General features: G+C 35.7%; 19 protein-coding genes and 1 rRNA gene. 5 read left to right on the top strand and 15 right to left on the bottom strand.

Going from position 1 to position 22,762, the window contains the following annotated elements:
- From N2Z58_09030 to asnS, 4 genes are all read right to left on the bottom strand, one after another.
- Nucleotides 1-266 (bottom strand): 16S ribosomal RNA (locus tag N2Z58_09030); the annotation flags it as partial.
- Between the two features lie 417 nt (nucleotides 267-683).
- Entirely contained in the window at nucleotides 684-1,262 is a 579-nt protein-coding gene (locus N2Z58_09025; protein ID MCX7654799.1) for a lysine exporter LysO family protein, read from the bottom strand.
- Between the two features lie 6 nt (nucleotides 1,263-1,268).
- The gene (locus tag N2Z58_09020; protein MCX7654798.1) at nucleotides 1,269-1,547 is read right to left on the bottom strand and encodes a LysO family transporter; all 279 of its coding nucleotides are present in this window, start codon (nucleotides 1,545-1,547) and stop codon (nucleotides 1,269-1,271) included.
- 23 nt (nucleotides 1,548-1,570) lie between these two features.
- Entirely contained in the window at nucleotides 1,571-2,869 is a 1,299-nt protein-coding gene (asnS, locus tag N2Z58_09015; protein MCX7654797.1) for an asparagine--tRNA ligase, read from the bottom strand.
- A 169-nt stretch (nucleotides 2,870-3,038) separates the two neighbouring features.
- Here asnS and N2Z58_09010 point away from each other — a divergent pair, with 169 nt between their 5' ends.
- From N2Z58_09010 to N2Z58_08990, 5 genes are all read left to right on the top strand, one after another.
- Nucleotides 3,039-3,599, top strand: coding sequence for an NlpC/P60 family protein (locus N2Z58_09010; GenBank protein ID MCX7654796.1), 561 nt, complete (start codon nucleotides 3,039-3,041; stop codon nucleotides 3,597-3,599).
- 12 nt (nucleotides 3,600-3,611) lie between these two features.
- Nucleotides 3,612-4,178 (top strand): hypothetical protein, encoded by a 567-nt coding sequence (locus N2Z58_09005; protein MCX7654795.1) that lies wholly within the window; start codon nucleotides 3,612-3,614, stop codon nucleotides 4,176-4,178.
- Between the two features lie 407 nt (nucleotides 4,179-4,585).
- Entirely contained in the window at nucleotides 4,586-5,593 is a 1,008-nt protein-coding gene (glpX, locus tag N2Z58_09000; GenBank protein ID MCX7654794.1) for a class II fructose-bisphosphatase, read from the top strand.
- A gap of 181 nt (nucleotides 5,594-5,774) precedes the next feature.
- Nucleotides 5,775-6,392, top strand: a complete 618-nt coding sequence (locus tag N2Z58_08995; protein ID MCX7654793.1) for a YigZ family protein — start codon at nucleotides 5,775-5,777, stop codon at nucleotides 6,390-6,392.
- A gap of 324 nt (nucleotides 6,393-6,716) precedes the next feature.
- Entirely contained in the window at nucleotides 6,717-7,913 is a 1,197-nt protein-coding gene (locus N2Z58_08990; GenBank protein MCX7654792.1) for a pyridoxal phosphate-dependent aminotransferase, read from the top strand.
- 40 nt (nucleotides 7,914-7,953) lie between these two features.
- Here N2Z58_08990 and N2Z58_08985 read toward each other — a convergent pair whose 3' ends face one another.
- The 11 genes from N2Z58_08985 to N2Z58_08935 form a co-directional block, all read right to left on the bottom strand.
- Complete coding sequence (locus N2Z58_08985) at nucleotides 7,954-9,834, bottom strand: HD-GYP domain-containing protein (GenBank protein MCX7654791.1); 1,881 nt, start codon at nucleotides 9,832-9,834, stop codon at nucleotides 7,954-7,956.
- 39 nt (nucleotides 9,835-9,873) lie between these two features.
- A complete protein-coding gene (locus N2Z58_08980) occupies nucleotides 9,874-10,749 on the bottom strand; it encodes a hypothetical protein (protein ID MCX7654790.1) in 876 nt (291 codons plus the stop codon).
- Nucleotides 10,750-10,768: 19 nt separating this feature from the next.
- Complete coding sequence (locus N2Z58_08975) at nucleotides 10,769-11,152, bottom strand: response regulator (protein ID MCX7654789.1); 384 nt, start codon at nucleotides 11,150-11,152, stop codon at nucleotides 10,769-10,771.
- A gap of 251 nt (nucleotides 11,153-11,403) precedes the next feature.
- Nucleotides 11,404-13,332 (bottom strand): glycoside hydrolase family 13, encoded by a 1,929-nt coding sequence (locus N2Z58_08970; protein ID MCX7654788.1) that lies wholly within the window; start codon nucleotides 13,330-13,332, stop codon nucleotides 11,404-11,406.
- 46 nt (nucleotides 13,333-13,378) lie between these two features.
- Nucleotides 13,379-14,569, bottom strand: coding sequence for a hypothetical protein (locus N2Z58_08965; GenBank protein MCX7654787.1), 1,191 nt, complete (start codon nucleotides 14,567-14,569; stop codon nucleotides 13,379-13,381).
- A gap of 11 nt (nucleotides 14,570-14,580) precedes the next feature.
- Complete coding sequence (locus N2Z58_08960) at nucleotides 14,581-15,312, bottom strand: hypothetical protein (GenBank protein MCX7654786.1); 732 nt, start codon at nucleotides 15,310-15,312, stop codon at nucleotides 14,581-14,583.
- An 84-nt stretch (nucleotides 15,313-15,396) separates the two neighbouring features.
- Complete coding sequence (locus N2Z58_08955) at nucleotides 15,397-16,071, bottom strand: hypothetical protein (GenBank protein ID MCX7654785.1); 675 nt, start codon at nucleotides 16,069-16,071, stop codon at nucleotides 15,397-15,399.
- A 91-nt stretch (nucleotides 16,072-16,162) separates the two neighbouring features.
- On the bottom strand, nucleotides 16,163-18,112 hold the full coding sequence (locus tag N2Z58_08950) for an alpha-amylase family glycosyl hydrolase (protein ID MCX7654784.1): 1,950 nt from the start codon (nucleotides 18,110-18,112) through the stop codon (nucleotides 16,163-16,165).
- 173 nt (nucleotides 18,113-18,285) lie between these two features.
- Entirely contained in the window at nucleotides 18,286-19,278 is a 993-nt protein-coding gene (locus N2Z58_08945) for an ABC transporter ATP-binding protein (GenBank protein ID MCX7654783.1), read from the bottom strand.
- On the bottom strand, nucleotides 19,262-20,263 hold the full coding sequence (locus N2Z58_08940) for an ABC transporter ATP-binding protein (protein MCX7654782.1): 1,002 nt from the start codon (nucleotides 20,261-20,263) through the stop codon (nucleotides 19,262-19,264). The genes N2Z58_08945 and N2Z58_08940 overlap by 17 nt, the downstream gene beginning before the upstream one ends.
- 5 nt (nucleotides 20,264-20,268) lie before the next feature.
- On the bottom strand, nucleotides 20,269-22,740 hold the full coding sequence (locus tag N2Z58_08935; protein ID MCX7654781.1) for an ABC transporter permease subunit: 2,472 nt from the start codon (nucleotides 22,738-22,740) through the stop codon (nucleotides 20,269-20,271).
- Nucleotides 22,741-22,762: the final 22 nt, after the last annotated feature.

The following is a 22,762-nucleotide window of genomic DNA, read 5'->3' as shown; positions in this document are numbered from 1 at the left end:
GGCTTGGTGAGCCTTTACCTCACCAACTACCTGATGGGTCGCAGGCCGCTCCCTTGGCGTCTTTCGACCTTTACTCTCCCGAGTCTATGGCGGTTTACCCGCAGTTTCCCACGGCTATCCGCCTCCAAGGGGCACGTTCCTACGTGTTACGCACCCGTCCGCCGCTGTGCAACCTTCCGCAAAAGCTTCCAGTTGCACCGCTCGACTTGCATGTGTTAGGCACGCCGCCAGCGTTCACCCTGAGCCAGGATCAAACCCTCCAAGCTAATCTCTGAAGGTTTAACCCTGTCTTTTCATCGGTGGCTGCTATTCTTATTTCAATGACCAGGCTCCCTTCTCCTCGCAGCGTTTCTTAATTTACCATGGCTTTCGATTTTTGTCAACTATCTTTTTTACTACACTATCGAAATACATTATAAACTTTGAGCACCCCTAAAATTCTCTACATTAGTGCGTATATTAATTTATCATATTATCTTTTCTTTGTCAAGCACTTTTTCGTTGATATCTCTACTTTTGTTTATTTTCGATTCTTTGTCACACGGCGAAACTAATTCTACAATAACATATGTTAACTGTAAAGTCTATTACAGTTACGTGTTTGTTCCTATTTGTGTTACGATTAAGTATTCGACTCCTCCGCCTCAGGCGTTCAATTTCATAAAATAAGTGGTTATACACCATTATTTTATAAAGCTGAGAAAGAAATTAACCGAAAATGGTACCATTATTGAGATAAAGAAGCCATGCCCAAAAGAGACAAGTGCAGTTTCCCTATCACTGTAGATTGTTATTAATCCAAGAAGAGTATCCATAGAAGTCGCACCCGCTACAGATATTGTACCGTATCTTGATTTTTTTATTCCAAATGGAGCAATTATTATTGCAATGAGTTCTCTAATAACGTTCGAAAAGAAAGATATGCTTCCCAGATAGGCATTATACGAAGTAGAGATTATAACTGACGAAAGGCTGTACCATCCAAAGCCAGATGCAGCTGCTAATACTTCTAGTTTTTTTAAAGGTAAGAAAAAAGATAAAAGAAGTACGAAAAATATAGTACCGGAGATAGTTGAAATTATTACGAGTGAAATATCTTTTATAAAGCGTTTTTCTATTTTTTCTTTGCTTAGATCAAGACCTACAAGAAATACCAACAAGTAAAGAACTACAGATACGGATCCGTCAGGTAAATGAAATTTTAATGTTCTTCCAGAAATCAATCCTAAAATCACTGAAGAAAGCAACAATATCACTGACATTTGTCTTTAGCCCTCCATCTTTTTTTTACTTAGGGCAAGCCTTTCTAAAAGGTACCCTGTGACAAAGCTACCAAGACTTCCAAATGATGCAATTAAAAATCCATACAATATAATTTCGTCTATTTTCTTAAAGAGTTCTTCGTTAGATCCTATCTCTAAACCAAGTGTAAATAGTAAGAGAAAGGTAAGCACAAGTACAAGCTTGTACTTACCAATCCATTGAGTTTTCACAAATTTTCCAAGAAAGAATCCAGCAAAAAATACGATTAGTACATACCAAAGCATATTCTCTCTCCAAATCAATCAGTTTATGGATGAACTCTATAAAGAGTCCTTGCAAATGGTATGGCTTCTCTTATGTGCTCTAATCCAGCAATCCAGGCAATTGTTCTTTCAACTCCCAAGCCAAAGCCACTGTGTGGAACACTTCCAAATTTTCTCAAATCGAGATACCAGTCATATTTTTCAACTGGCAAGTTATGTTCTTTGAGACGTTCAACCAATAAATCGTAATCATGTATACGTTGCGAAGCACCAATTATTTCGCCGTATCCTTCTGGTGCAAGAAGATCGTCACATAATACCACAGCGGGATTTGTCGGATCTGGTTGCATGTAAAATGCTTTTGCTTGTCTTGGATAATGTGTCACAAAAAGTGGACTATCGAATTGGTTAGCAAGAGCTGTTTCTTCATCCCCTCCAAAGTCATCGCCCCATTTAATATCAAAGCCATGCTTTTGCAGGAAATTAATTGCTTCTGTATAAGTCATCCTCGGAAATGGTTTTTGTACTTTTTCAAGTTTCGAAACATCTCTGCCAATAGCTAAGAGATCTTCGTATGCGTTGTTTAAAACGTATTGCACTATGTAATACACTAAGTCCTCCTGAAGTTTCACGTTATCTTCGTGTTCATAATAGGCAACTTCTGCTTCGTTCATCCAAAATTCTATAAGATGTCTCCTTGTTTTTGATTTTTCAGCTCTGAATGTTGGTCCAAGATTAAAAACTTTTCCAAGTGCCATACAAGCTGCCTCGAGGTATAGTTGTCCAGTTTGAGTTAAATAAACTTTTCCATAATCAAAATAGTCAACCTCAAATAAATTACCTGCTGTTTCACCAATGGCACCTGTAAATATAGGCGTATCTACTTGTACAAAATCTCTCTCCCAATAGAATTTTCTTATGGCTTTTATGACGGCATCTCTTATTTTCAGTATATGAAATTGTCTTTTCGCCCTTAACCAAAGGTGCCTGTTTTCCATTAAGTATTCTATGCTATGATCAGGCTTTTGAATAGGAAAATCTTCCTGTGGTGTTTGAACAGGTATGACTTTAGTAGCGAGTACTTCGACACCCCCAGGTGCCCTTTCATCACTTCTGACTTTTCCATGAATAATTACGGAAGATTCTAATCTGAGTTTGTCAGCCTTTTCAAAGTCCTCATCACCAACTGTTGATTTTTCGACTACAACTTGGACAAATCCAGTGCCGTCTCTCATTTCTATAAATCCAATTTTACCACTCGATCTTTTCCTTCTTACCCAACCTCTTAACTCTATTTCTTTTTCAATAAACTTTTTTAAATCCTTTATATACACCCACTCCATCTACTTGACCTCCTTTGAAAAATTGCGCTAATGATTTGGAATCAGACTACCAAGATTATACCATAGGTAAGTAAAAAAAGAAAAGTATTAAGAATTCAGCTGGAGTAAGTAAGGAATCTTTGGTATAATATATGATGATTTCAATTTCATCAGAAAGGAGTTTTGATTTATGAAATCTTTTATCAAAATACTGATCATACTCAGTATAATGTTGTCTGTTGGTGTTTTTTCGTTTACAACAAGAGAGCTCACAGCTTCTGAAATAGAACGCATGTTTCAATTCTTAACAAGCTTAAAAAATACACCATACGTTTGGGGAGGAACAAATGAATTTGGTATTGATTGCAGTGGACTAGTAGTATACATACTCAACAAACTTGGTTTTAAAAAATTCGTCTACAAAGGTTCGTTGGTTTTAGATGTTACAGCTGATAATCTTTATAAATACAATACGAAACCACTCAAAGACGTGAAAGATTTGAAAAAAGGCGACTTGATTTTTTTAGATATGAATGAAGATGGAACTTTTGACCATGTTACCGTGTTTGAGACAATTGATGAATACGGTAATATTTGGGTTTGGGACGCAGCAGAAATGTCTGATGGACTTCTTCAAAATAAGGTAGATAGAAAACCAATCTTTTTGCTATCAGCGAGAAAATACGCTCTTGGCAGGATTTTGGTAGTTGTAGAGCAACCGAATACACAGTCAAAAAATAAGACTAAGTGAGAAAATATAAATATGTCTAAATTCAGTGAACTTATTAATCTGTTTAAAATCCTGATAAAGAAGTTTGCACTGAAGAATAGGGAATACAAAAGAGTCGTTACTTTGGCTGTTGTTCATTTTGATGGAAATGATATCAAAAGGTTAGCGGTAGAATTCAACCTTGAACTTAAGTCAGCGGATGTAATCGTTGGGAAAAATATCAACGAGCGTGATTTGGTAAATGCTGGCATAAATCCGAGAAAAAAGCACATTTTGTTAATAAATGATAAAATTCAGCGTCAAGGACAATTGGTTGACTATATAGCTGATTTTGATTTAAAAAGGCTTCGAGCATTTGAAAAAAAAGGTGTAAAGATTATCGTAACAGATGATAAGAAGAAGGCTTGGATGATAAGTCAAATGTTCCCTTTCTATTGTGTTATTCCTGCAGAACCGTTTCAAGAATGCGCCATTACAGCTCCTATCCCGATAACCCGTAATTCTGATGGATACTATTTTACAAAGACAAGTTATCGGAACCAAGTAACACTTATTGATTTAAACATAGAAATAATCAACGATTTTCGAAATAATAAGTGAAATTATGCGTATTGGAAATTTATTTTGTATCCGAGACATAACTCTCCAATACGAGCTTACCTAAAGGTATTATTTTTTGCTAAACCTCCTTACATTAGCATAATTATTATCCGCTGATACTTTGCTAGCAGCTACAATTTGGTTATCTAACCCCAAACCAGGTCAATTTCAATATCTTTATAACATTAGTTTTGTAAGTCTGAAAATGTTTCTTGACTAATTCTCTTCAAGAGAGCAAGAATAGAAAATTTTAGGTTTTAACGTGTAAATTCTTTTCAAAAATTTTCCATTATCAACTATACTTTTTCTTCTTTAATCATGCAATAGTATCCTATGATTTGTAACAATTCTATTAAAATTATCTAAGTGGTAAAATGATTGTGAAAGCATGAGAAGGGGGTGGCACGATGGAAAAAGAGATTACGTTAGAGCTTGTGAGAGTTACGGAAGCAGCTGCACTGATGGCAAGTAGGTATCTCGGAAGGGGTGATAAGGAGATTGTTGATAAAGCAGCATCTGATGCAATGAGAGGTATGCTTGATTATATCGAGATGAAAGGGACCGTGGTGCTTGGCGAGGGTGAGAAGGATAAAGCACCCATGCTTTATATAGGTGAACAAGTCGGAAGATGGGCAGAAGATGATCCAGAATTAGATATTGCTGTTGACCCTATAGATGGAACAAGACTTGTAGCATATGGGCTTCCAAACGCTATAAGTGTAATTGCAGCAACTGAGAAAGGTGCAATTGAGTATCTGCCGACTTACTATTCTTACAAGCTTGCAGTAGGACCTGAATTAGCAGGGAAATTAGATATAAATGCATCTATAAGGGAAAACTTACGAGTAGCGGCAGCGATTCTTGGAATGGAAATTTCCGAACTGACCTGTGTTGTACTTAACAGAGATAGACATAGAGAAATAATTGATGAAATAAGAAAGGTCGGCGCCAGAATCAAGCTGATAAGTGATGGAGACATAGCAGCCGCAATTGCGACTGCCCTTCCAGAAAGCAACGTAGATATATACATCGGTATCGGTGGTTCTCCTGAAGCCTTGTTGGCAGCTGCTGCTTTAAAATCGCTTGGTGGTGAAATTCAAGTTAAACTGTGGCCACTCGACGAAACTGAGAAGATTAAATTGACAGAGCAAGGATACAACTTAGAGAAAGTATATAAAACAGATGACTTGATAAAGTCAGATAATGTTATTTTTTCGGCAACTGGCGTAACCGACGGAGATATGCTTAAAGGAGTAAAATTTTACAAGAATACAGCTATAACAGAATCAATTGTCATGAGATCAAAAACGAGAACAATAAGACGTATAATAGCACAACACAATATGACATACAAAACGATACCATTGAAGAGTACTGGTGAAATAAAATATCTGAATGGGTTAAAAAAACTGTGAGCTGAAAAGGTGCCCTGTTGGGCACTTTTTAATTTTGTACGAAAATTTAAGACATACTTTATAAGGACATTAATGGTATAATATTCAAGAACAATGGAATAGATCGAAAAAGCTCTATCCAGTTGTTTAACTCCTTAAGTTTAGTTAATTGTCACCAAAGTTAAGGAGGATTATTTCAATAATGCCAACGGAGATGTTCAAAACAATTAAAGGCATCATTGAAGAGAAGATAAATGTAGAGAGATCTGTTTTTATTGCAACTATCTCTTTTGCTGAAAATGAAACAGATGCAAGGGAATTCATCTCAAAGATATCTAAAAAATACCAAGATGCAACTCACAATTGTACAGCTTATAGAATATTAAATATTAGCTCAGATAACGTTGTTGAGTATTATTCTGATGGAAAAGAACCACCTGGGACAGCTGGATTGCCAATACTTAACACACTCCGCAAGAATAATTTGCTTAACGTTGCAGCCGTTGTCTCAAGGTATTTCGGCGGTGTAAAGCTTGGTGTTCGTGGACTGATAGATGCTTATTCAAAAGCCGTTCAAGTGACTATAGATAAAGCGGTTGAAACAAAAAGTATACAACTGAAAAAGAGAGCATACAAGCAAAAATTGAAGATAGATTTTCATTCGTATGGTAAAAAAATGCAATCGCTGAGCTATATGGGAGTTAATATACTTGATATTTCTTACACAGAAGAATATGCTTATCTTGAGATAATTTGCCAAAAACCAGTTGAACTTGAGGAAGTCGAGAGTACACAGGTAGTTTATGTGGAATATCTTTAAAATGAAATGTGTATTTTGCTTTTGAATTTGCTAAGAAAATCAAAAAGAAGCAATTGGTAAAATTAAGATATTAATTCAGAATTATGGTTGAGCATCACCATTGTTTAAGAATGCTAATTACGGTAAATGAACACAAAACAGCTGTCAGTAGTTAATGCACATTTGAATATTTTAGCTGGTTATTTATGTATCTAGAATTTATTATGCGTTTTTCAGATGGTTGCGTCTCAATTTTTATTGAGAGATTAGTGGATTTCCGATTGAGTGGTATTTTAGTGGTATTTTCATAGATGATGTGTATCAATCAAAAGAGGAGGAATTAAAATGGTATCGAAAAGAGCGATAGAAACTCCCGCAAGCCCGATAAGAAGACTTGTACCATACGCAGATGAAGCCAAGAAAAGGGGGATACATATTTATTATCTTAACATTGGACAACCTGATATTAAGACTCCAAATGTCTGGTACGAATACATTGAGAAATACAAACCTGAAGTTGTTGCTTACACACATTCCCAAGGACTGCCCGAGTTGAGGGAGGCATTTTCTAAATATTACCAAAGACACAACATACACGTTACCCCAGATGATATCATAGTCACAAATGGTGGAAGTGAGGCAATTATGTTTGCACTCGGTGTTGTATGTGACCCGGGTGATGAGGTAATAACAATAGAACCTTTCTACGCAAATTATCTTGGTTTTGCATCTTATCTTAATGTTAAGTTAGTTCCTGTAACAGCACATCCAGAGGACGGTTACAGACTCCCATCAGTTGATAAATTTGAATCTGTGTTAACTCCAAAAACAAAGGCTATACTATTTTCAAATCCATCTAATCCTACCGGTACCGTTTATACTTACGAAGAAATGAGACAGATAATCGATTTTGCTAAAAAGCACAATATTGTGATAATTTCAGATGAAGTTTATAGAGAGTTTACTTTCGATGGAAGAAAACATATATCTGCCTTTCATTTTGATGGTATAGAGGATCAATTGATAATGGTTGACAGTGTTTCGAAAAGATACAGCGCCTGTGGGGCAAGAATTGGTACATTTGTTACGAAAAATAAGGAATTTTACAAAAACGCGCTTAAATTTGCTCAAGCAAGACTTTGCCCAGCTGAAACGACACAATTTGGTGCAATTGGTTTACTGACACTTGGAGAAGAATATACAAACCAAGTTCGAGAAGAATACCAAAAAAGAAGAGATGCTACTTATGAAGCAATGAAAGAAATCCCGGGAGTTGTGGTTCACAAACCTGAGGGAGCTTTTTATTTGTCAGCAAAGTTACCAGTCGGAAACGCTGAGGACTTCATCATCTGGATGTTAAAGGAATTTAACGTGGATGGTAAAACAACTATGGTGTCACCTCTCAGCGGGTTTTATGCCACACCCGGTGCGGGTATGAGTGAGATAAGGATAGCTTACGTACTCGAAGCAGAAAAATTGGCAGATGCAGTGAAAATCCTTGGAGAAGGAATTAAAAAGTATAATAACGAACTCAAAAGGTAATTTTCATGAAATCTGCGACGATTTTTTAACTTAATTTTCATTAGTTTATTTTTCCTTCGCTTATTTTGTTCCATAACTCATTAATGTACTTTTCGTTTTCTATGAATATCTTCAGTACTTCTGGATCAAAGTGTTCGGGTTTTGTTCTTCCATCACCATGCAAAAGTATTTTTATACTTTCTTCATGAGTAAAGGCTCTTTTGTACGGTCTGTTAGACCTGAGAGCGTCGTATACATCAACCAAAGCAACTATTCTGGCTTCTATAGGTATTCTTTCTCCTGACAAACCGAACGGATAACCGGTTCCGTCGTATTTTTCATGATGATGGAGTGCTATATTTTTGGCAATCTCCAAGTTTGGATTGTCACCTATTAGTTTTGCGCCGTTTATCGTATGGAGTTTCATTATCTCAAATTCTTGAGTTGTAAGTGGCCCGTTTTTTAATAAAATTTCTTTTGGACAAAGTACTTTTCCTATATCATGGAGAGGAGAGAACTTTTCAACTTTATCACAGAAATCTTCGGGATAACCAAGTTTTCTTGCAATGAAACTCGTCAGCTTGCTTACTCTTAGAATATGGGCACCGGTATTTTCGTCATAACTTTCAGCAATTATTGCCAGCTGTCTTGCGAATTCAAGATAGGACTTTTCAAGCTCCTTATGGGCGTATTCAATCTCTTTGTAAGATGCTTCAAGTTGTTGTGTAAGCGCCGTTTGTTCTTGATATGCTGCTGTCAATTCTTGTGCCAACTTTGTGTATTCCTCTAAGATTTCTTGAACCTCCAAAACACTACTTTCAAAGTCAAGGGTGTCAAGCGTAAATATCTTTTCATAGCTAAAGGTTTTTATATTTTGAATCAACTTGGAAAATGTTGTGCTAAGTTCTTTAACAAATGCCTTTGTCTTCTTTGTTGTAACTAACAAAGTAAATATGGATAAGATCATGAGAATAGTAAAAGTTATGGAAAATGTAGTAGTAATCTGCGAAAAGTTGAGAACCACCCTGCCAATAACTGTGTCACCAATCTCTCTACCAGTTAACAAATTCAAAAATACATATGCATAAACTTTATCAGCCTTTTTTACGGTGTAAAAATCGCTTATTGAACTGTTGGTACCTTGTACTTGCCGCATAGGAATGTTGTTTTCTTTCTTAAAATGGGATATGAATTTATTCGCAATTTTCGTACTAAATTTCCTGTAACTTTCATAAATGTCTTTTTGAATCTTTTTAACCTCATTCTCGCCAACTTTATACGTCTGCTTGCTTTGATGTATTACGCTGATCTGATTTCTTGAAATTGTGAACAAGTTTATTCTCTCTATAAACTTATTGTAACTTTTCAAATTCAGAAATGTCTCGAAAATCCTTAGGTAATAAGGTGTGTTGATTTTCACAGTTATTATTTTATCGTTCAACTTAACCAAAAAAATCTTTGTATAATAATCATCAAAGTATATGTTGTATATTAAGTAATCAACTTTATTTGGATTTTCCACAAGATAGCTCTCTAGAACGGAACCGTACATAGTTTCTTCTAAATCTTTTTTATCAATCTTTTCAAATGATTGGAGCATAGGGTATGTTCTTTGAATAATATCTTTCACTTTTGCAAAAATCTCTTCGGCAGTATATTCTTGCCTTTCTATCTCGATATTTAGACCTTTAAACTCTTCTAAAAGCCTTTCATATCCTTTTGAGAACTCTATTTTATACTGATTTTCAAGACTGTGAAGTAGGGCTAAATAATTTGATGTAAGCGAGTTAATCTGACTTTCGTAAAAATAGTTTAAAACAAATGCAAAAAACAAAACTAATACGACCAAAAAGGTTATCGTATATCCAATCATACTTCGCAAAAATGTACGGTCCAATACCGTTTCTAATTTTAGTAACTTACTTCTCCGTTCCTCTCTCAATGAAAACTCCTCCCAACTTTGAAGAGGACCAGTGAATTACTAAATCACCATTTGAGATATATAAAAACAGCCGAAATCAGTTTCAATTTTTGAAGTTATTTGCTTTTCAGGATATTCGGTTCGATCTAACAACACAGGAGGTTCTAACTCACAGTTTAAACCTTTTTCAGAATAATTCACAACTGCTAAACCGTTCACGAGATTAAGATATTCCGCTATACTGTCATCTAATATTTCGGAGATTAATTCGTCGGCTACCTGACTGTATTTTTTAACAAATGTTTCAGTACTTTCTTTTTCTGGGAAAATTATGTATGTATTAATATTGATGTCGCCCTTTATTCTTTGATGTACAATTCTAAAAGGTTCGAAGTTGTTTATATCATCGGCGCTGTAAATCATGAGATTTCTTGTGAGAAATCTTATGCAACTGTTAAGAAAAACCACCAAGTATTCTTTAATTTCATCCGGTAATTTTTTGTCTTTCTCTATGAACGATTCCACTATCATCTTTGAATCATTATTTTTTAAATAATCAAGTACATTATCTGAAAGTTGATTTTGTTCTTTAAACTCGTTCATAATTCTTTCCAATTCTTGGTATGAAAAGATTCCTTGATCTATTAAAACTTGTGAAAGCGCAAGAAATTCTCCTGGTTGTTGGGATAAGATTTCTTCAAGTTGTTGTTGTGTTAGTAATCCGAGTTCTATGGCGATTTCTCCAAACTTTTTATTTTGCCTGTGTTGTTCACGAGTAATCCTTTCTATATCCTCAGACTTAAGATATCCCAAGTGCAGCGCAATAACACCTATGCGCGGTCTACTTGTTTCGACGGCTTTAATTACTTCTTTGAATTTTTCCCTCGAAATGTATCCTTTGTTTAAAAGATAATTTCCGAAATACATTAAAAACATTTGAACTCCCTCCCATGCTTCAGTGCAGGTTTAAAATTTTTTTTACAATACCTAAAACCTTTTCTTCTTCCAGTGGTTTTTGAATGAAATCTACAGCCCCAAGGTCTATAGCCCTTTTTAAATGCTCTTTTGTTCCAACAGAAGATGCCATTATAATTTTCGCATCTTTGTCAAATGAAACCATTTCTTCAAGTGCTTCAAGTCCACTTTTAGCAGGCATTGTTATATCTAAGAAAACCACATCCGGCTTTATTTCTTTGAAAAGATTCACTGCAGTTACGCCATCAGATGCTTCATGCAGCTCAACTGTCTGCTCTTCGTTTTCCAACTTTTTCAGAATTTCCGAAAGTTTCATTCTTATAAGTTTTGAGTCGTCACATATAAGAAATTTCAAAGTTTTCATCATTTTTCCCTCCCCATTTATGTCTATGGTGTTCGGTATATTAGTTTTTGTTTTATTATATCATAACTCAGAACAGTAAGTCAGCAATGTTACTGAAAATTTCCATGATGCTTTTTTGCTTTTTGGAAAATCAAAATCCTACTAGCCAAGGCCTTGCTAACCTATTGTTGTTGTACAAAAATACAAACAGCCCCCTGAAAATGTTTGAAAGGGAGCTGTTTGTATCTTTGTACTCAGTAAATTATGGATGTTTAGAACCTAATGTTTCCAAATATTGTCAGGTTTGTCTTATTTATAGGATCAGATAATTCTGTTTTTACGCCCAAACCAATGTCCCTATCTTTACCAAGAGCTGTAATCTTAAATTCAACATTAGAAAGATTAGAACCAATGTAATATTCAATTTGTTGTGTCAAGTAAGCAGCGTACATTTCTGAATCGCCGTAATACAAATCGTAAGCCCCTCCAAGTTTGAATTTATCTTGTCCTAATTTTGTATATATTTCGGAACTTAACTTTGAGTTGTAAATGGACAAATACAATCCAAACTGCTCTGCTGAAAAGTTAATACTTGCAAAGAAGGTATTATTTAAGCTGTACATTCCACATATTGAGAGATTAAACGGGCTACTTAAAATAATTTCACCTAAGAATTCTAACTCATCTGTAAAATAGCTGTTCGCCATAAATAACTTAAAGGTTTCACCATCTATTCCTACAATCCAAGGTAACTGATTATTCTTATGAACCAAGCCACCAACGAGGTAGTATTTATTCAAGAATTTCAACTTTCCTAAAATCCCTGTGTTCCTTTCAGCGAAAGTCATGTCAGATAGAAAATTCAAAGGTAATTTATAGTACATGACTATAGAGTAATTTTCTTGAGAAAAATTGATTAACGCTTCTGATATATCCGCCCCATCGTATTTCAGTGCTATGGCAAAGTCAGCTGTTGGTTCAAAACGTAGCGCCAATGAGTTTGTAAAGCCAGAAGAAACAAAGTATTTTGCACTATCTGTTTTGAACTTGTACTCGAACTCATACTTACCTTTTACAGATAATCCACCAGCCTTTTGTTCAATTCCCTCGATCGATAATAGACCATCCTTTTCAACAAGTTTAAAAACACCGTTTTTTCCACCATACCCGTCTGGTTCATATGATGGAGCATTCGGATCTTCTTCCCACACATCTGAACCACCAATCACAAAAACATATTTGTATTTATGCGTTCCTGGTTGTAATGGCAGATTTGCAATCCAATAACCTTCTACAAGTTGCATTTTCATAGCTCTTGGATTCCAATTATTGAAGGATCCTGCCAAATAGGCTTCTTGAGCATTTTCTTTCTTAACCGCAAAGACAACGTTCTTTCCATCCACAGAGAGTCCAGGTTTGACTTTTTGGGTAGTTACCGTCTGGTAAGTTTTCTCGGTGGATGGTTTGTCCGCGCTAACAGGTGCTCTTACTATCAACTTTCCACCTTCTCTAACAAGTTCAAAGACACCATTCTTTCCGCCGAATCCATCGTCAGCATAAGCAAAGGCATTTGGATCTAGAACCCATTTACCATCCACAACAAATTTGTACTCATAAACACCAGGTTGTATTTCTAATACGGCTTCCCACCAACCATTTTCAATATAATAACACTCAGTAGCATTATCTTTCCAGTTATTGAATGAACCTGCTATGAAAACGTATTTGGCATCTTTATTGTAGAACCTTAGCACAACATAACCCTCTGGATCAACAAATATCGTATTTTCTCTTTTCGTATTTAGCTCATACTTTTTAGTTTGACTTATCTTTCCACTTCCAAGTATTTTTCCATCAGCCGTTAGTGTGAAAGCACCATTCTTTCCGCCGAACCCATCATCAACAAACGATGGAGCTTCTGGATCCTCTTTCCAGTTTTTTCCATCTATAACATACTTATATTCATAGCTTCCAGGCTTGAGTTCTACCTCATATGTCCAGACTCCGTTGAGGAGTTTCATTGCCCATAAACTGGGATTCCAGTTGTTGAAATTTCCAGCAAGGTAAACTACGTCTGCTTTAATATCCGTCTTGAACGTAAACACAACTTTCCCATCTTTATAAGCCACTCCACCTAAAACAACTAAAGAAACCATTAGCCCGAACATTGTTATTATCCTGAGAAAACTTAAAACACGCATTCGAAAGTACACCTCCCTAAGTTTAATTTATATTTATAGCTTTAAATTACCACCAAAGGTTAAAGTAAATACCTCCAACGGGTTTGAAAGGATTGTCTTTATCAAAATCGCCGTTACCTACTCTTACAACGACATCACCATTGGAAAAGCCAGTAAACTTTATCTCAGAATAGAAGAAATCCTTTTCTTCATAATAACCAACTATTTTTTGGTATTTAGAAAATAAAGAAATATTTCCAAAATTTCTACTTGCCTCAATGTAAAATAACTCGCCAATTGTACTTATAGAATTATGGATCGGCTTTCCAAAGCCATAGCCTAACTTTGTTGAAAAATCAAAGATTGAAAATTGCGTTCCCGCTGCTATATAAAATTTGCCCCAGTTGTTAGGTAGTAAACCAGATATGCTCGAAAAACCAGTTTTTTTGAGGTTTAAGTACATTTGCCCTAAGGTAATATCCAAACCAACTACAGAATTATCAATTAGATCTCGAGTTGGATTTTCGAAACCAAAATATGTAGTCAAATAAGTATTGAATGATGGCGAATTACCAAACTTGTACCACAATACCAAGTTATTTTGCTCGTTGATTTCCTGAGGACTGTAAGACAATTTTGTATCCTTGCCTCCAGCAAAAACATATCTAACACCCCAATTTTGTTTTTGATCATATAATAAAGCAAGACCAACAAAATTTTTGGGATCAAATGACGTAATGTTCTGAATAATACATTCTGTTTTTAAATTTGCGCTGGATAATCTTATATTATAAGATGCAGCAGTATCAATTAAGTTTCCTCTTTTGCCAACGATGAATACTATTTCATTTATATTACCAGACAAATACATTAGGTCTAAACTATTAAACAAAACTAATTTATAATTACCATAACCGATCTCTACTCCGTTTTGTCCGGTTGTTATTTGATATAACACAATTGGATCATTTGTTGTACCGAATATTTGATTATCATAAAGTGATAACTTTAGCTCTTCAAATTTAAGCGTAAGCTTAGCGGATTCAAGATTACTACCTTTTAGGCTAAAAGATAAATCATAACCCGTTCCAAGAGAACTCCCCATTATTCTAAATTCGCTTCCAAAGTTTGTCGAAAAAGGTTGTTGTGAAAAATCAACTGTAAACGAAAAATTTGCTGAATAATTGGTTTGCAATGCAAAGGCAGTGATGGAGAAGACGGTGAAAACAATAAATAAGGCTGTAAGTTTTAAGTTCATGTTATTTCACCTCACTTGTAGTTGACAATCGTTCCTATCTTAGAAGTCTTGGGATCAAATGTGATTATTATGTCCACCAGCCCTGCTCTTTCAAGTCGCAAAACGGCGTTATCAAACCCAGCATCATATTTTTTTCCATCATAATTGAATTCCCACGGTTTCCAATCTCCGACATTTCTTGTCACTTTGAACAGATAAGTCTGCTTTGATGCGTTGAAATTGGTCAATGTATACTTAAATACTTTCTCTGTGTTATCCCAAATCATCTCTCCATTTGAAAGGTTCCAGTTGTTGAATTCTCCACCAACGTACCATTTACTCAGTGTTGTTTTGAATTTTTCGCTGTCACCTACTCCTGTTGGTTGTCCGTTGGTCATTTCACTTGGTTTCGCATAGATAATTAATTTCTCTGAGTTTAGATTTTCTTTCCACACTGGTATCCCTGACGATACCTTGGTAACTCCTTGACTTTTATATATTACTTTGTACCATCCTATAGAGTATTCATTCCCAGAACGACTCGGTTTAAATACCATAGATGTTATCGGAAGCTCGAAGATATAGCAACCTTCATCTTCTGAATAAACCATTTTGTCACCTGACGTAGGTATCCATTCATTCCATTCTCCAACAACGTATATGCCATCTTCGATTTGTAAGTTTAATATTTTCATACAACCAAACAATACGAAAAGTAGGACTAAAAAGGTAGGCAACACAAGTTTATATTTTGAATGTTTCAAGGTAAGTCACCTCCAGATTTTTGTACTTGTAAAAAGGGGGCTTAAGCCCCCTGTAAGCTATTCGGAAAATTACGAATTATAGAGCTATTTTGTTGGATTGGAAATTGTCTTTTTGATTACCACAGGTGCTGTGTAACCTCCTTCTCCTGTCTCAAAACCTTGGTCTGGATAGAAATCTCCTGCCCATTGTTTGCCACCATACTTACCACCAGTTAGAACGAATACCGCCTTAGCTGAGAGTTTACTTGAATTACTTACCCCAAGTTTTGATAGTGGAATAGAAAATTCTATTCTCTTTTTGCCATCAACTTCTGTTGATTTAAGTGTTCCAGTTACTTCGGTTGCTTCTTGACTTGTAAATCTCCAAGCTTTGTATCCATCTCCCCAAGTTTCAATTATGAAATCAACATCACCTTTCTCGAATTTATAACTTCTTCCCCATTCATGCTTTGAGGTATCTGGAGCACCGGTAACACCAGAAAGATCGACCATAACCATGAAGTTGTTATATCCTGCTTTTGTGAATTCTCCAGCTATGTAAAGATTAGTCGCATCAAAGAGTATACCAGCTTTGTGAATTTCGTTGTCAGTTCCCCATTTAGAGTCATTAGGAGCATCCTCATATAGATAACTTGCCCAGTCTGTCAACGTTGCATCCACAGTTACTGTTTTAAGTAGAGGTGGTTTTTCAAATAAAGCACAACTTACCACAAATAAAGAAACCATTACCGCGAGAGTTATAAACAGCAACTTTTTCATACCATCTACCTCCCTTTTAAAAAATATGCGTTTAATATTATACAACTTCTCGATCTCAGATTTTTGATACATTGGAAATGTTCCATAACGTTCAGTTCTTTACAAAGACGTATACTTGCCTTGGATTGATTGTCCAATTCGTATTTTGGCTAAGCTGGGGCATAAGCTTACTTCCAAATTCAAAATTATTCCCGTTAAAGAAAGCGTACCATACCCATCGGTATCCAGATGGTATTGTGTATGTGTTTGAATATGTAGGATCAAGGTTTACAAGAACTAGTACCTCTTGATTCTGGTGAGTTCTTTTAATGACATACAAGTTCTTCCAGTCTCTTTCTATTGCAATGGTTCCACGGCTCAGCGCAAAATAAGTTTTCCTTAGAGTTATGAATTGTTTGAAGAAGTTCAATATTGTATAACCACTTTGTTGTTCTTCGACAGAGATACCATCGCTTGGATTATCATATATTGCACCATCTACATTTGCGTTACCAAAAGTTATGTTTTTTGATTGGTAAATTGGCTTTGTCCAAGTTGTTTGACCAATGCCTTGTTGGTTTTTGTACCATTGCATAGGCTCACGTACGGGAATATCCCACGGTTCAGAAGACCATTTCCAACCACGCAATCCTATTTCGTTTCCGTAGTATATTGCAGGCATTCCATTAAGTGAAAGCAATAAAGCATTTAAAATAAGGTATTGTTTCGTACCATTAATAACATTCCCAGAATATTTCTGGTCTACAAGTACAGATACCATTCTATTAAGATCGTGATTATCTATAAAAGGAAAATGATAAGTACTTAAAAAGTATTGAGAGGAAATGGAATTCACCCAGTTAATGGAATCTCTAAGTAAATTATCTCTGCCCTCGAAATTGGACGTTAGTTCGTACATCAACTTGAAATTGAACACGGGCATTGGTGCAAATTGCAAGAGCACATGAGGATTTCCATCGTATACTTCACTTACTATAATACAATTGTTGCCAAGTTTACTTCTTATATAGCTTTCCAATTGTTTTGCAACGTTTGCTGACTTTTGTATTCCATCATCCCAATCCCAACCATAGTAATGTTTTGCTGCATCCAATCTAAAACCATCAACTCCCATTATTATCCAAAAGTCTATAATCTTCTTTACTTCTTCTAAAACTTTAGGATTATCATAATTCAAATCAGGCATTGAACTGTCGAACAGACCAAAATACCAAACTTTCTGACCTTTTGAATTGATTTTCCAATGCCAATGATTTGTATTTACCGGTTGGGTTAGACTCATGATGTAGTAATTCCAGTATGCAGAAGAGGTTGTTTTCTCAATAGCATCTAAGAACCAAGGATGTGTATCTGCTGTATGGTTTACAACTAAATCCATAATTACCTTAATACCATTTCCGTTTAGTACTTTTATCATATTATCTATGTCTCTTAATGTTCCGTAATCTGGTTCAACATTATAGTAATCTTCTACATCATAACAATGATAGGATTTTCCCCTGTTGAAAGGCAAGAACCAAATAGTGTCTATTCCAAGTTCTTTCAGATAGCTAACTTTGTGTACAACACCGTTGAAGTCTCCAATTCCATCCCCTGTACTGTCATAAAAGGATCTTATAAACAATTTGTACATAGTATTTGAAGTTGAGGGAATAGTCAATGATAATTTTTTTATATTTTCCTTTGTTATTCTTAACGTTTTGTAGATCTGGTTGTTTCTTAAGATATCAATTCTCAGACTTTCTAAATTCCAAAACTCTTCCCCAGAAAACTCACAAGTGAATATTCCACCAACGAAATGTCCTAATAGTTGTTCTTGAGTTTTATCCTTGAACACTTTGAAAACGCTCAGGTTGTCTTCTTTAATATCAACTACAAGCTCGTTGGTATCTAGGTTGTAGGTAACAATTCCTTGGTTTGCTGGGAGCTCTTCTACGGGAAGTTGTTCCAATTCTTGGTCAACGGGTTTATATGAGCAACCAAAAAGTAGAAAAGCTGTGATGAAAAAAATAATAATAAAGATACTAAAACTTTTTTTCATATATACTACCTCCTTTTCAATTATATTTTAGCTCACTTTATGAATTATAATCAATGCAAATACTTGAAAAAGTCTCATTTGGAACATTTCCAAAATCAAGAAATGTAGCAATAACAAAAAATCAAACCGCCTGCAAATTGCAAGCGGTTTGGTTTAAAATACAATCATGTTTTTTATTTGATTTTTCCTTCCTGCACGGGATAACACGCTACAAAGTGTCCAGAACTAACTTCTTTAAGTTCTGGGTGTGGATTTATTTTACACTTTTCTTCCTTGAAGGGGCATCTGTCGTAAAATCTACATATAGGTGGTGGGTCGATTGGTACACTTATGTTTCCGATTATGTTTGGTTCTGAACGTTTGTAGTCTGGATCTGGGACAGGTACGGCATCCATCAAAGCTCTTGTGTATGGATGCATTGGATGATGTAATAATTCTTCTGTTTCCGCCAATTCCACAATTTTTCCAAGATACATGACAGCAATTCTATTTACCATATACCTTGCTACTGCTAAGTCATGAGTTATGTACAAATAACTCATCCCGTGGTTTTTTTGCAATTCCATCATCAAGTGCATAACACCTGTTCTAACAGAAACATCTAGCATTGAAGTAGGTTCGTCTGCAACTATTAATTTCGGGTTAAGTATAAGTGCTCTTGCAATTGCTACTCTCTGTCTCTGTCCACCGGACAGTTCATGTGGGTATCTCCAAAGAAAGCTATCAGGAGGTGTTAATCCAACTTCTTGTAATAACTGTGCAACTTTTTCTTCCCTTTCTTCAAGTGTTCCAACATTGTGTATGTTCAAAGGTTCTGCAATTATATCAAATATAGTCATTCTTGGATTCAATGACTCATACGGATCTTGGAATATCATTTGTACCATAGAATGATACTCCATCCTGTCGTAATCTTCCACCGATTTTCCCAAAACTTCTATAGTCCCGTCTGTGGGTGACTCAAGTCTCACTACCATCCTACCAGTTGTTGTCTTGCCACATCCTGATTCACCAACCAAGCCAAGTGATTCACCTTGTTTTATTTCAAATGACACGTCATCTACCGCATGAACAAAGTGCTTTGCCCTTGAGAATAAAGCACGTTCTGCTGGAAAAAATTTTTTCAGATTTTTTACCACAAGTAACACTTTATTTTCTGAACTCATTTTGCCTCACCTCTTCCGTCAATGGATGCCAGCAAGCAAGAAAATGTCCTTTTTCTATTTCTTTGTATTCTGGTTCATCTGTTCTGCATTTATCGGTTGCCCAAGGGCAACGTGGTGCAAATCTACAACCAGTTGGTGGGTTGAGTAGATCAGGTGGTTCTCCTGGTATCGTAAAGAGTTTTTTCTTCTCACCAACATGACTTGGGAATGCATTCATAAGTAAGAACGTGTATGGATGCATGGGACGCTTGAAAACCGTTGTAGCATCAGCCTGTTCAACAAACTTTCCAGCGTACATAACAGCTATTTTATCACTAACTTCCGCTATGACAGCTATATCATGTGATATATATATCATTGCCATATTTAATTCTTTTTGTATTTTTTTCATTTCACGTAATATTTTGTCTTGCACAATAACATCAAGTGCTGTGGTTGGTTCATCAGCTATTATGACTTTTGGATCACAGGCAAGCGATAACGCAATTACTGCACGCTGTTTCATCCCACCACTATACTGGTGCGGATATTGATCCATGCGTTTTGGATCGAGTGTTACAAGCTCAAAAAGCTTTGCAACCTTTGATTTTGCTTCATCAATAGGGGTCTCAGGATAATGATTAAGTATAGCTTCAACTATCTGATCTCCTACCCTGTAGACAGGGTTGAGTGAATTCATGGCAGCCTGAAATACCATGGATATTCCTTTCCAACGATAGTGCCGCATTTGTTCTTCTGACAAAGAAACTAAATCTATCATATTACCATCATCGTTAAACCAGACATGTCCACCCATAAAGCGAGCATTTTCCGGAAGAATTCTCAGTAAAGTCATAGACACAGATGTCTTACCGCAACCAGATTCACCAACTATTCCAAGGCTTTCCCCAGCTTCTAACTCAAACGATATACCATCAACTGCTTTAACATAACCTTTTTTTGTTTTATAATGCATTTTCAAATTCTCGACTTTTAAAATTGCCATATTTATCACCTCTTTCTGAGTCTTGGGTTAACGATTTCTTCAAGACCACGTCCAAGGAAATAGAAGGCAGCACACAGCAATGTTATAGCACCACCTGCTGGTACCCACATCCACCAGTAAGAACCTATATTTCCAGAGCCAAGATAACCGGAACTCCATACTGTGTTTATCATCAATCCCCAAGACATCCTAACTTTCATCAAGCCAAAAAAGCTCAATACAGCCTCTGAAAAAACGGCTCCAGTTACATTAAACATCATGTAAAGGAACGAAAGGGGCATTACATTTGGAATGATATGATTGAATATTATGTATCCATGGCTACCACCTGAAACCCTTGCTGCATCGATGTAAGGCTTCACCTTAATTGTTAACGCTTGTGCTTTTAAAACAAGTGTTATGCCACCGAAACCACCAAGTAACCCAAGAATTAAAGCCAATTTGAAAAGGTTCATCGTCATAAAACCTGAAAGAACAATGAGAAATGCTATGGATGGAAATAGCATCATAAGATCGGCTATACGCATGAATATTACATCAACTAATCCGCCGTAATAAGCAGCCGCTGTACCTATTATAGTACCTATTACAACTGTAATAAGTGCTGCAAGCACACCGAGTACAAATTCACTAGGAGTACTAACCATAAGCTGGATAAGTATATCTCTACCAACAGGATCTGTACCAAGCCAATGCCATCTACTTGGTGGTAGTGGATGACCAACACCAATTTTGTTAGTAAGAGAAAGCACGTTGAATATCTCTACAAGCTTTTTCTCGGCAAAATCCTTTGACCAAGCAGTTTTTTGTGGTTTTTCAATTTTTCTTATATTTTCCATATTTGACCATTCTGAAGGATCTTCAAGATATTGCTTGTGCTCATTAACCATTCTGAGATATATGTTTTCATTCATTTCAGCTTCGTTGATTAAAAATCTAACCGCTTCTACAGGTTCTTTGGCGGATTTCAATTTTTCAACTATATCAATACGTTTAAAGTCATCAAGCTGTGAATTTTCTATATTTGAAATTACTTTATCAAGTTTATTAGTACCCTGAAAAGCATAGGCAATAAGTGATGCTATAGGTTCTGATAAAACCTTTATAACTTGGCTGCCAAGGGACTCATAACTTTCCGGTATGTTTTCATTATTAAGTAATGAAGCCATAAATGATCTTGCAGTAGCGATTTTGATGAATATATTGTTCAATTCGTAAATATATCCTTGCCTGACTGTTTTGGAGTATCTGGATATCTGATTTTCCAGTTTGGCTCTAAGTTCTGGACGAATGTCAACAGAAACTTTTGCTAATTCCATACCAGCGTACAACTCTAAGAAACGCTCGGTATCTGTATGTAACACTGATAATCCTAAATCTTGCATTTCTTTTTCCAGATTACTTACCGTCTTTTTAGCTTTTGTCAAGGCAGGTTCGTAAATTTCTTTTTTCGACAAATCAGAAAGCTTCGATTTTGCGATTTCAAATAGCGGAGCAAATTTCCCTTTTTTTATTTCTTGCTCAATTGAATTGTTTTCTTTTGATAAAACAATCAAGTCAGGTATAATACTGTATGCGGCAGCAAAGACTAGTGATTCTATAGCTACAGTATCATTTTGAATAACTTCGGACAACTGTGCGTCTGATTGAACATAGAGTTGTCCTGTGGTACTTACATCGGCAACACTTTTTGCAACTTCCAATACCTTTTCCTGAGCAGATTTAATTTGATCTTCGGAGTGCGTTTGAGTAATCAATGAGTTAAATTCTTCCACAACTTCTTGCTTTTCTCTATTCAAACTTCTAAACCAAAGCATTGCGCGAGAAACTTCATCTGAATCTGCGTAAGGTGAAAGTGCAATAGCCAGTGTTTTGTGGTCAACCTTCTGAAGTAACTCGGAGAAATCTTGGAATGAAAATTTGTCCCTATTTCCAATATCTTTTACCGAAGATATAGCGGAAAACTTTATAATCCCTTTATCAACAAGTTCAGAAATGCTCGTTTGGAAATATAGTCTTTCTTTTGCAGGTATATAACTATCTGCTATAGTATCAAGAAAGTGTCTAAAGCTATCTGGTGCATACGTTGTCATTATCTCATACTGTGAATTTCTCACTAAGTTTTCCATCGATGATTTGAATGTTTCACCCTTGTCCATAAATGAGTAAACCCATTGTTGTGCCGCAGGGATTTCAATACCTTTTACAAGGTTTTGTGTAGAAAGATAATCTGTTATGTATTTTGAAGACAATATTCGTGAATCTAAACCAACTACTGGATCATATATACTTGGATCAAGAAAGCTTAGTACAATAGGTGAAAGGGCACCAAAAATTCCAAATGCAATTATCACCCACAATCCAAACATTCCCATTTTACTTTCTTTGAAAAGCGCCCAGTTCTTTTTGAAATTCTTAATGAAAAGTTTGAATTTTATTTTAGCAATTGATTCTCTTTTCCTAATTTCGTTTGCCATTTCACATTCACCTCTTTTGACA

This window comes from Fervidobacterium sp., assembly GCA_026419195.1.
GTDB lineage: Bacteria > Thermotogota > Thermotogae > Thermotogales > Fervidobacteriaceae > Fervidobacterium.
This window is presented reverse-complemented; position numbering and strand designations above follow the sequence as displayed.

Excerpts from the sequence above, each read along its gene's own strand:
- N2Z58_09025 (MCX7654799.1), bottom strand. The coding sequence starts at position 1,262 with ATGTCAGTGATATTGTTGCTTTCTTCAGTGATTTTAGGATTGATTTCT.
- N2Z58_09020 (MCX7654798.1), bottom strand. The coding sequence starts at position 1,547 with ATGCTTTGGTATGTACTAATCGTATTTTTTGCTGGATTCTTTCTTGGA.
- asnS (MCX7654797.1), bottom strand. The coding sequence starts at position 2,869 with ATGGAGTGGGTGTATATAAAGGATTTAAAAAAGTTTATTGAAAAAGAA.
- N2Z58_09010 (MCX7654796.1), top strand. The coding sequence starts at position 3,039 with ATGAAATCTTTTATCAAAATACTGATCATACTCAGTATAATGTTGTCT.
- N2Z58_09005 (MCX7654795.1), top strand. The coding sequence starts at position 3,612 with ATGTCTAAATTCAGTGAACTTATTAATCTGTTTAAAATCCTGATAAAG.
- glpX (MCX7654794.1), top strand. The coding sequence starts at position 4,586 with ATGGAAAAAGAGATTACGTTAGAGCTTGTGAGAGTTACGGAAGCAGCT.
- N2Z58_08995 (MCX7654793.1), top strand. The coding sequence starts at position 5,775 with ATGCCAACGGAGATGTTCAAAACAATTAAAGGCATCATTGAAGAGAAG.
- N2Z58_08990 (MCX7654792.1), top strand. The coding sequence starts at position 6,717 with ATGGTATCGAAAAGAGCGATAGAAACTCCCGCAAGCCCGATAAGAAGA.
- N2Z58_08980 (MCX7654790.1), bottom strand. The coding sequence starts at position 10,749 with ATGTTTTTAATGTATTTCGGAAATTATCTTTTAAACAAAGGATACATT.
- N2Z58_08975 (MCX7654789.1), bottom strand. The coding sequence starts at position 11,152 with ATGAAAACTTTGAAATTTCTTATATGTGACGACTCAAAACTTATAAGA.
- N2Z58_08970 (MCX7654788.1), bottom strand. The coding sequence starts at position 13,332 with ATGCGTGTTTTAAGTTTTCTCAGGATAATAACAATGTTCGGGCTAATG.
- N2Z58_08965 (MCX7654787.1), bottom strand. The coding sequence starts at position 14,569 with ATGAACTTAAAACTTACAGCCTTATTTATTGTTTTCACCGTCTTCTCC.
- N2Z58_08955 (MCX7654785.1), bottom strand. The coding sequence starts at position 16,071 with ATGAAAAAGTTGCTGTTTATAACTCTCGCGGTAATGGTTTCTTTATTT.
- N2Z58_08950 (MCX7654784.1), bottom strand. The coding sequence starts at position 18,112 with ATGAAAAAAAGTTTTAGTATCTTTATTATTATTTTTTTCATCACAGCT.
- N2Z58_08945 (MCX7654783.1), bottom strand. The coding sequence starts at position 19,278 with ATGAGTTCAGAAAATAAAGTGTTACTTGTGGTAAAAAATCTGAAAAAA.
- N2Z58_08940 (MCX7654782.1), bottom strand. The coding sequence starts at position 20,263 with ATGGCAATTTTAAAAGTCGAGAATTTGAAAATGCATTATAAAACAAAA.
- N2Z58_08935 (MCX7654781.1), bottom strand. The coding sequence starts at position 22,740 with ATGGCAAACGAAATTAGGAAAAGAGAATCAATTGCTAAAATAAAATTC.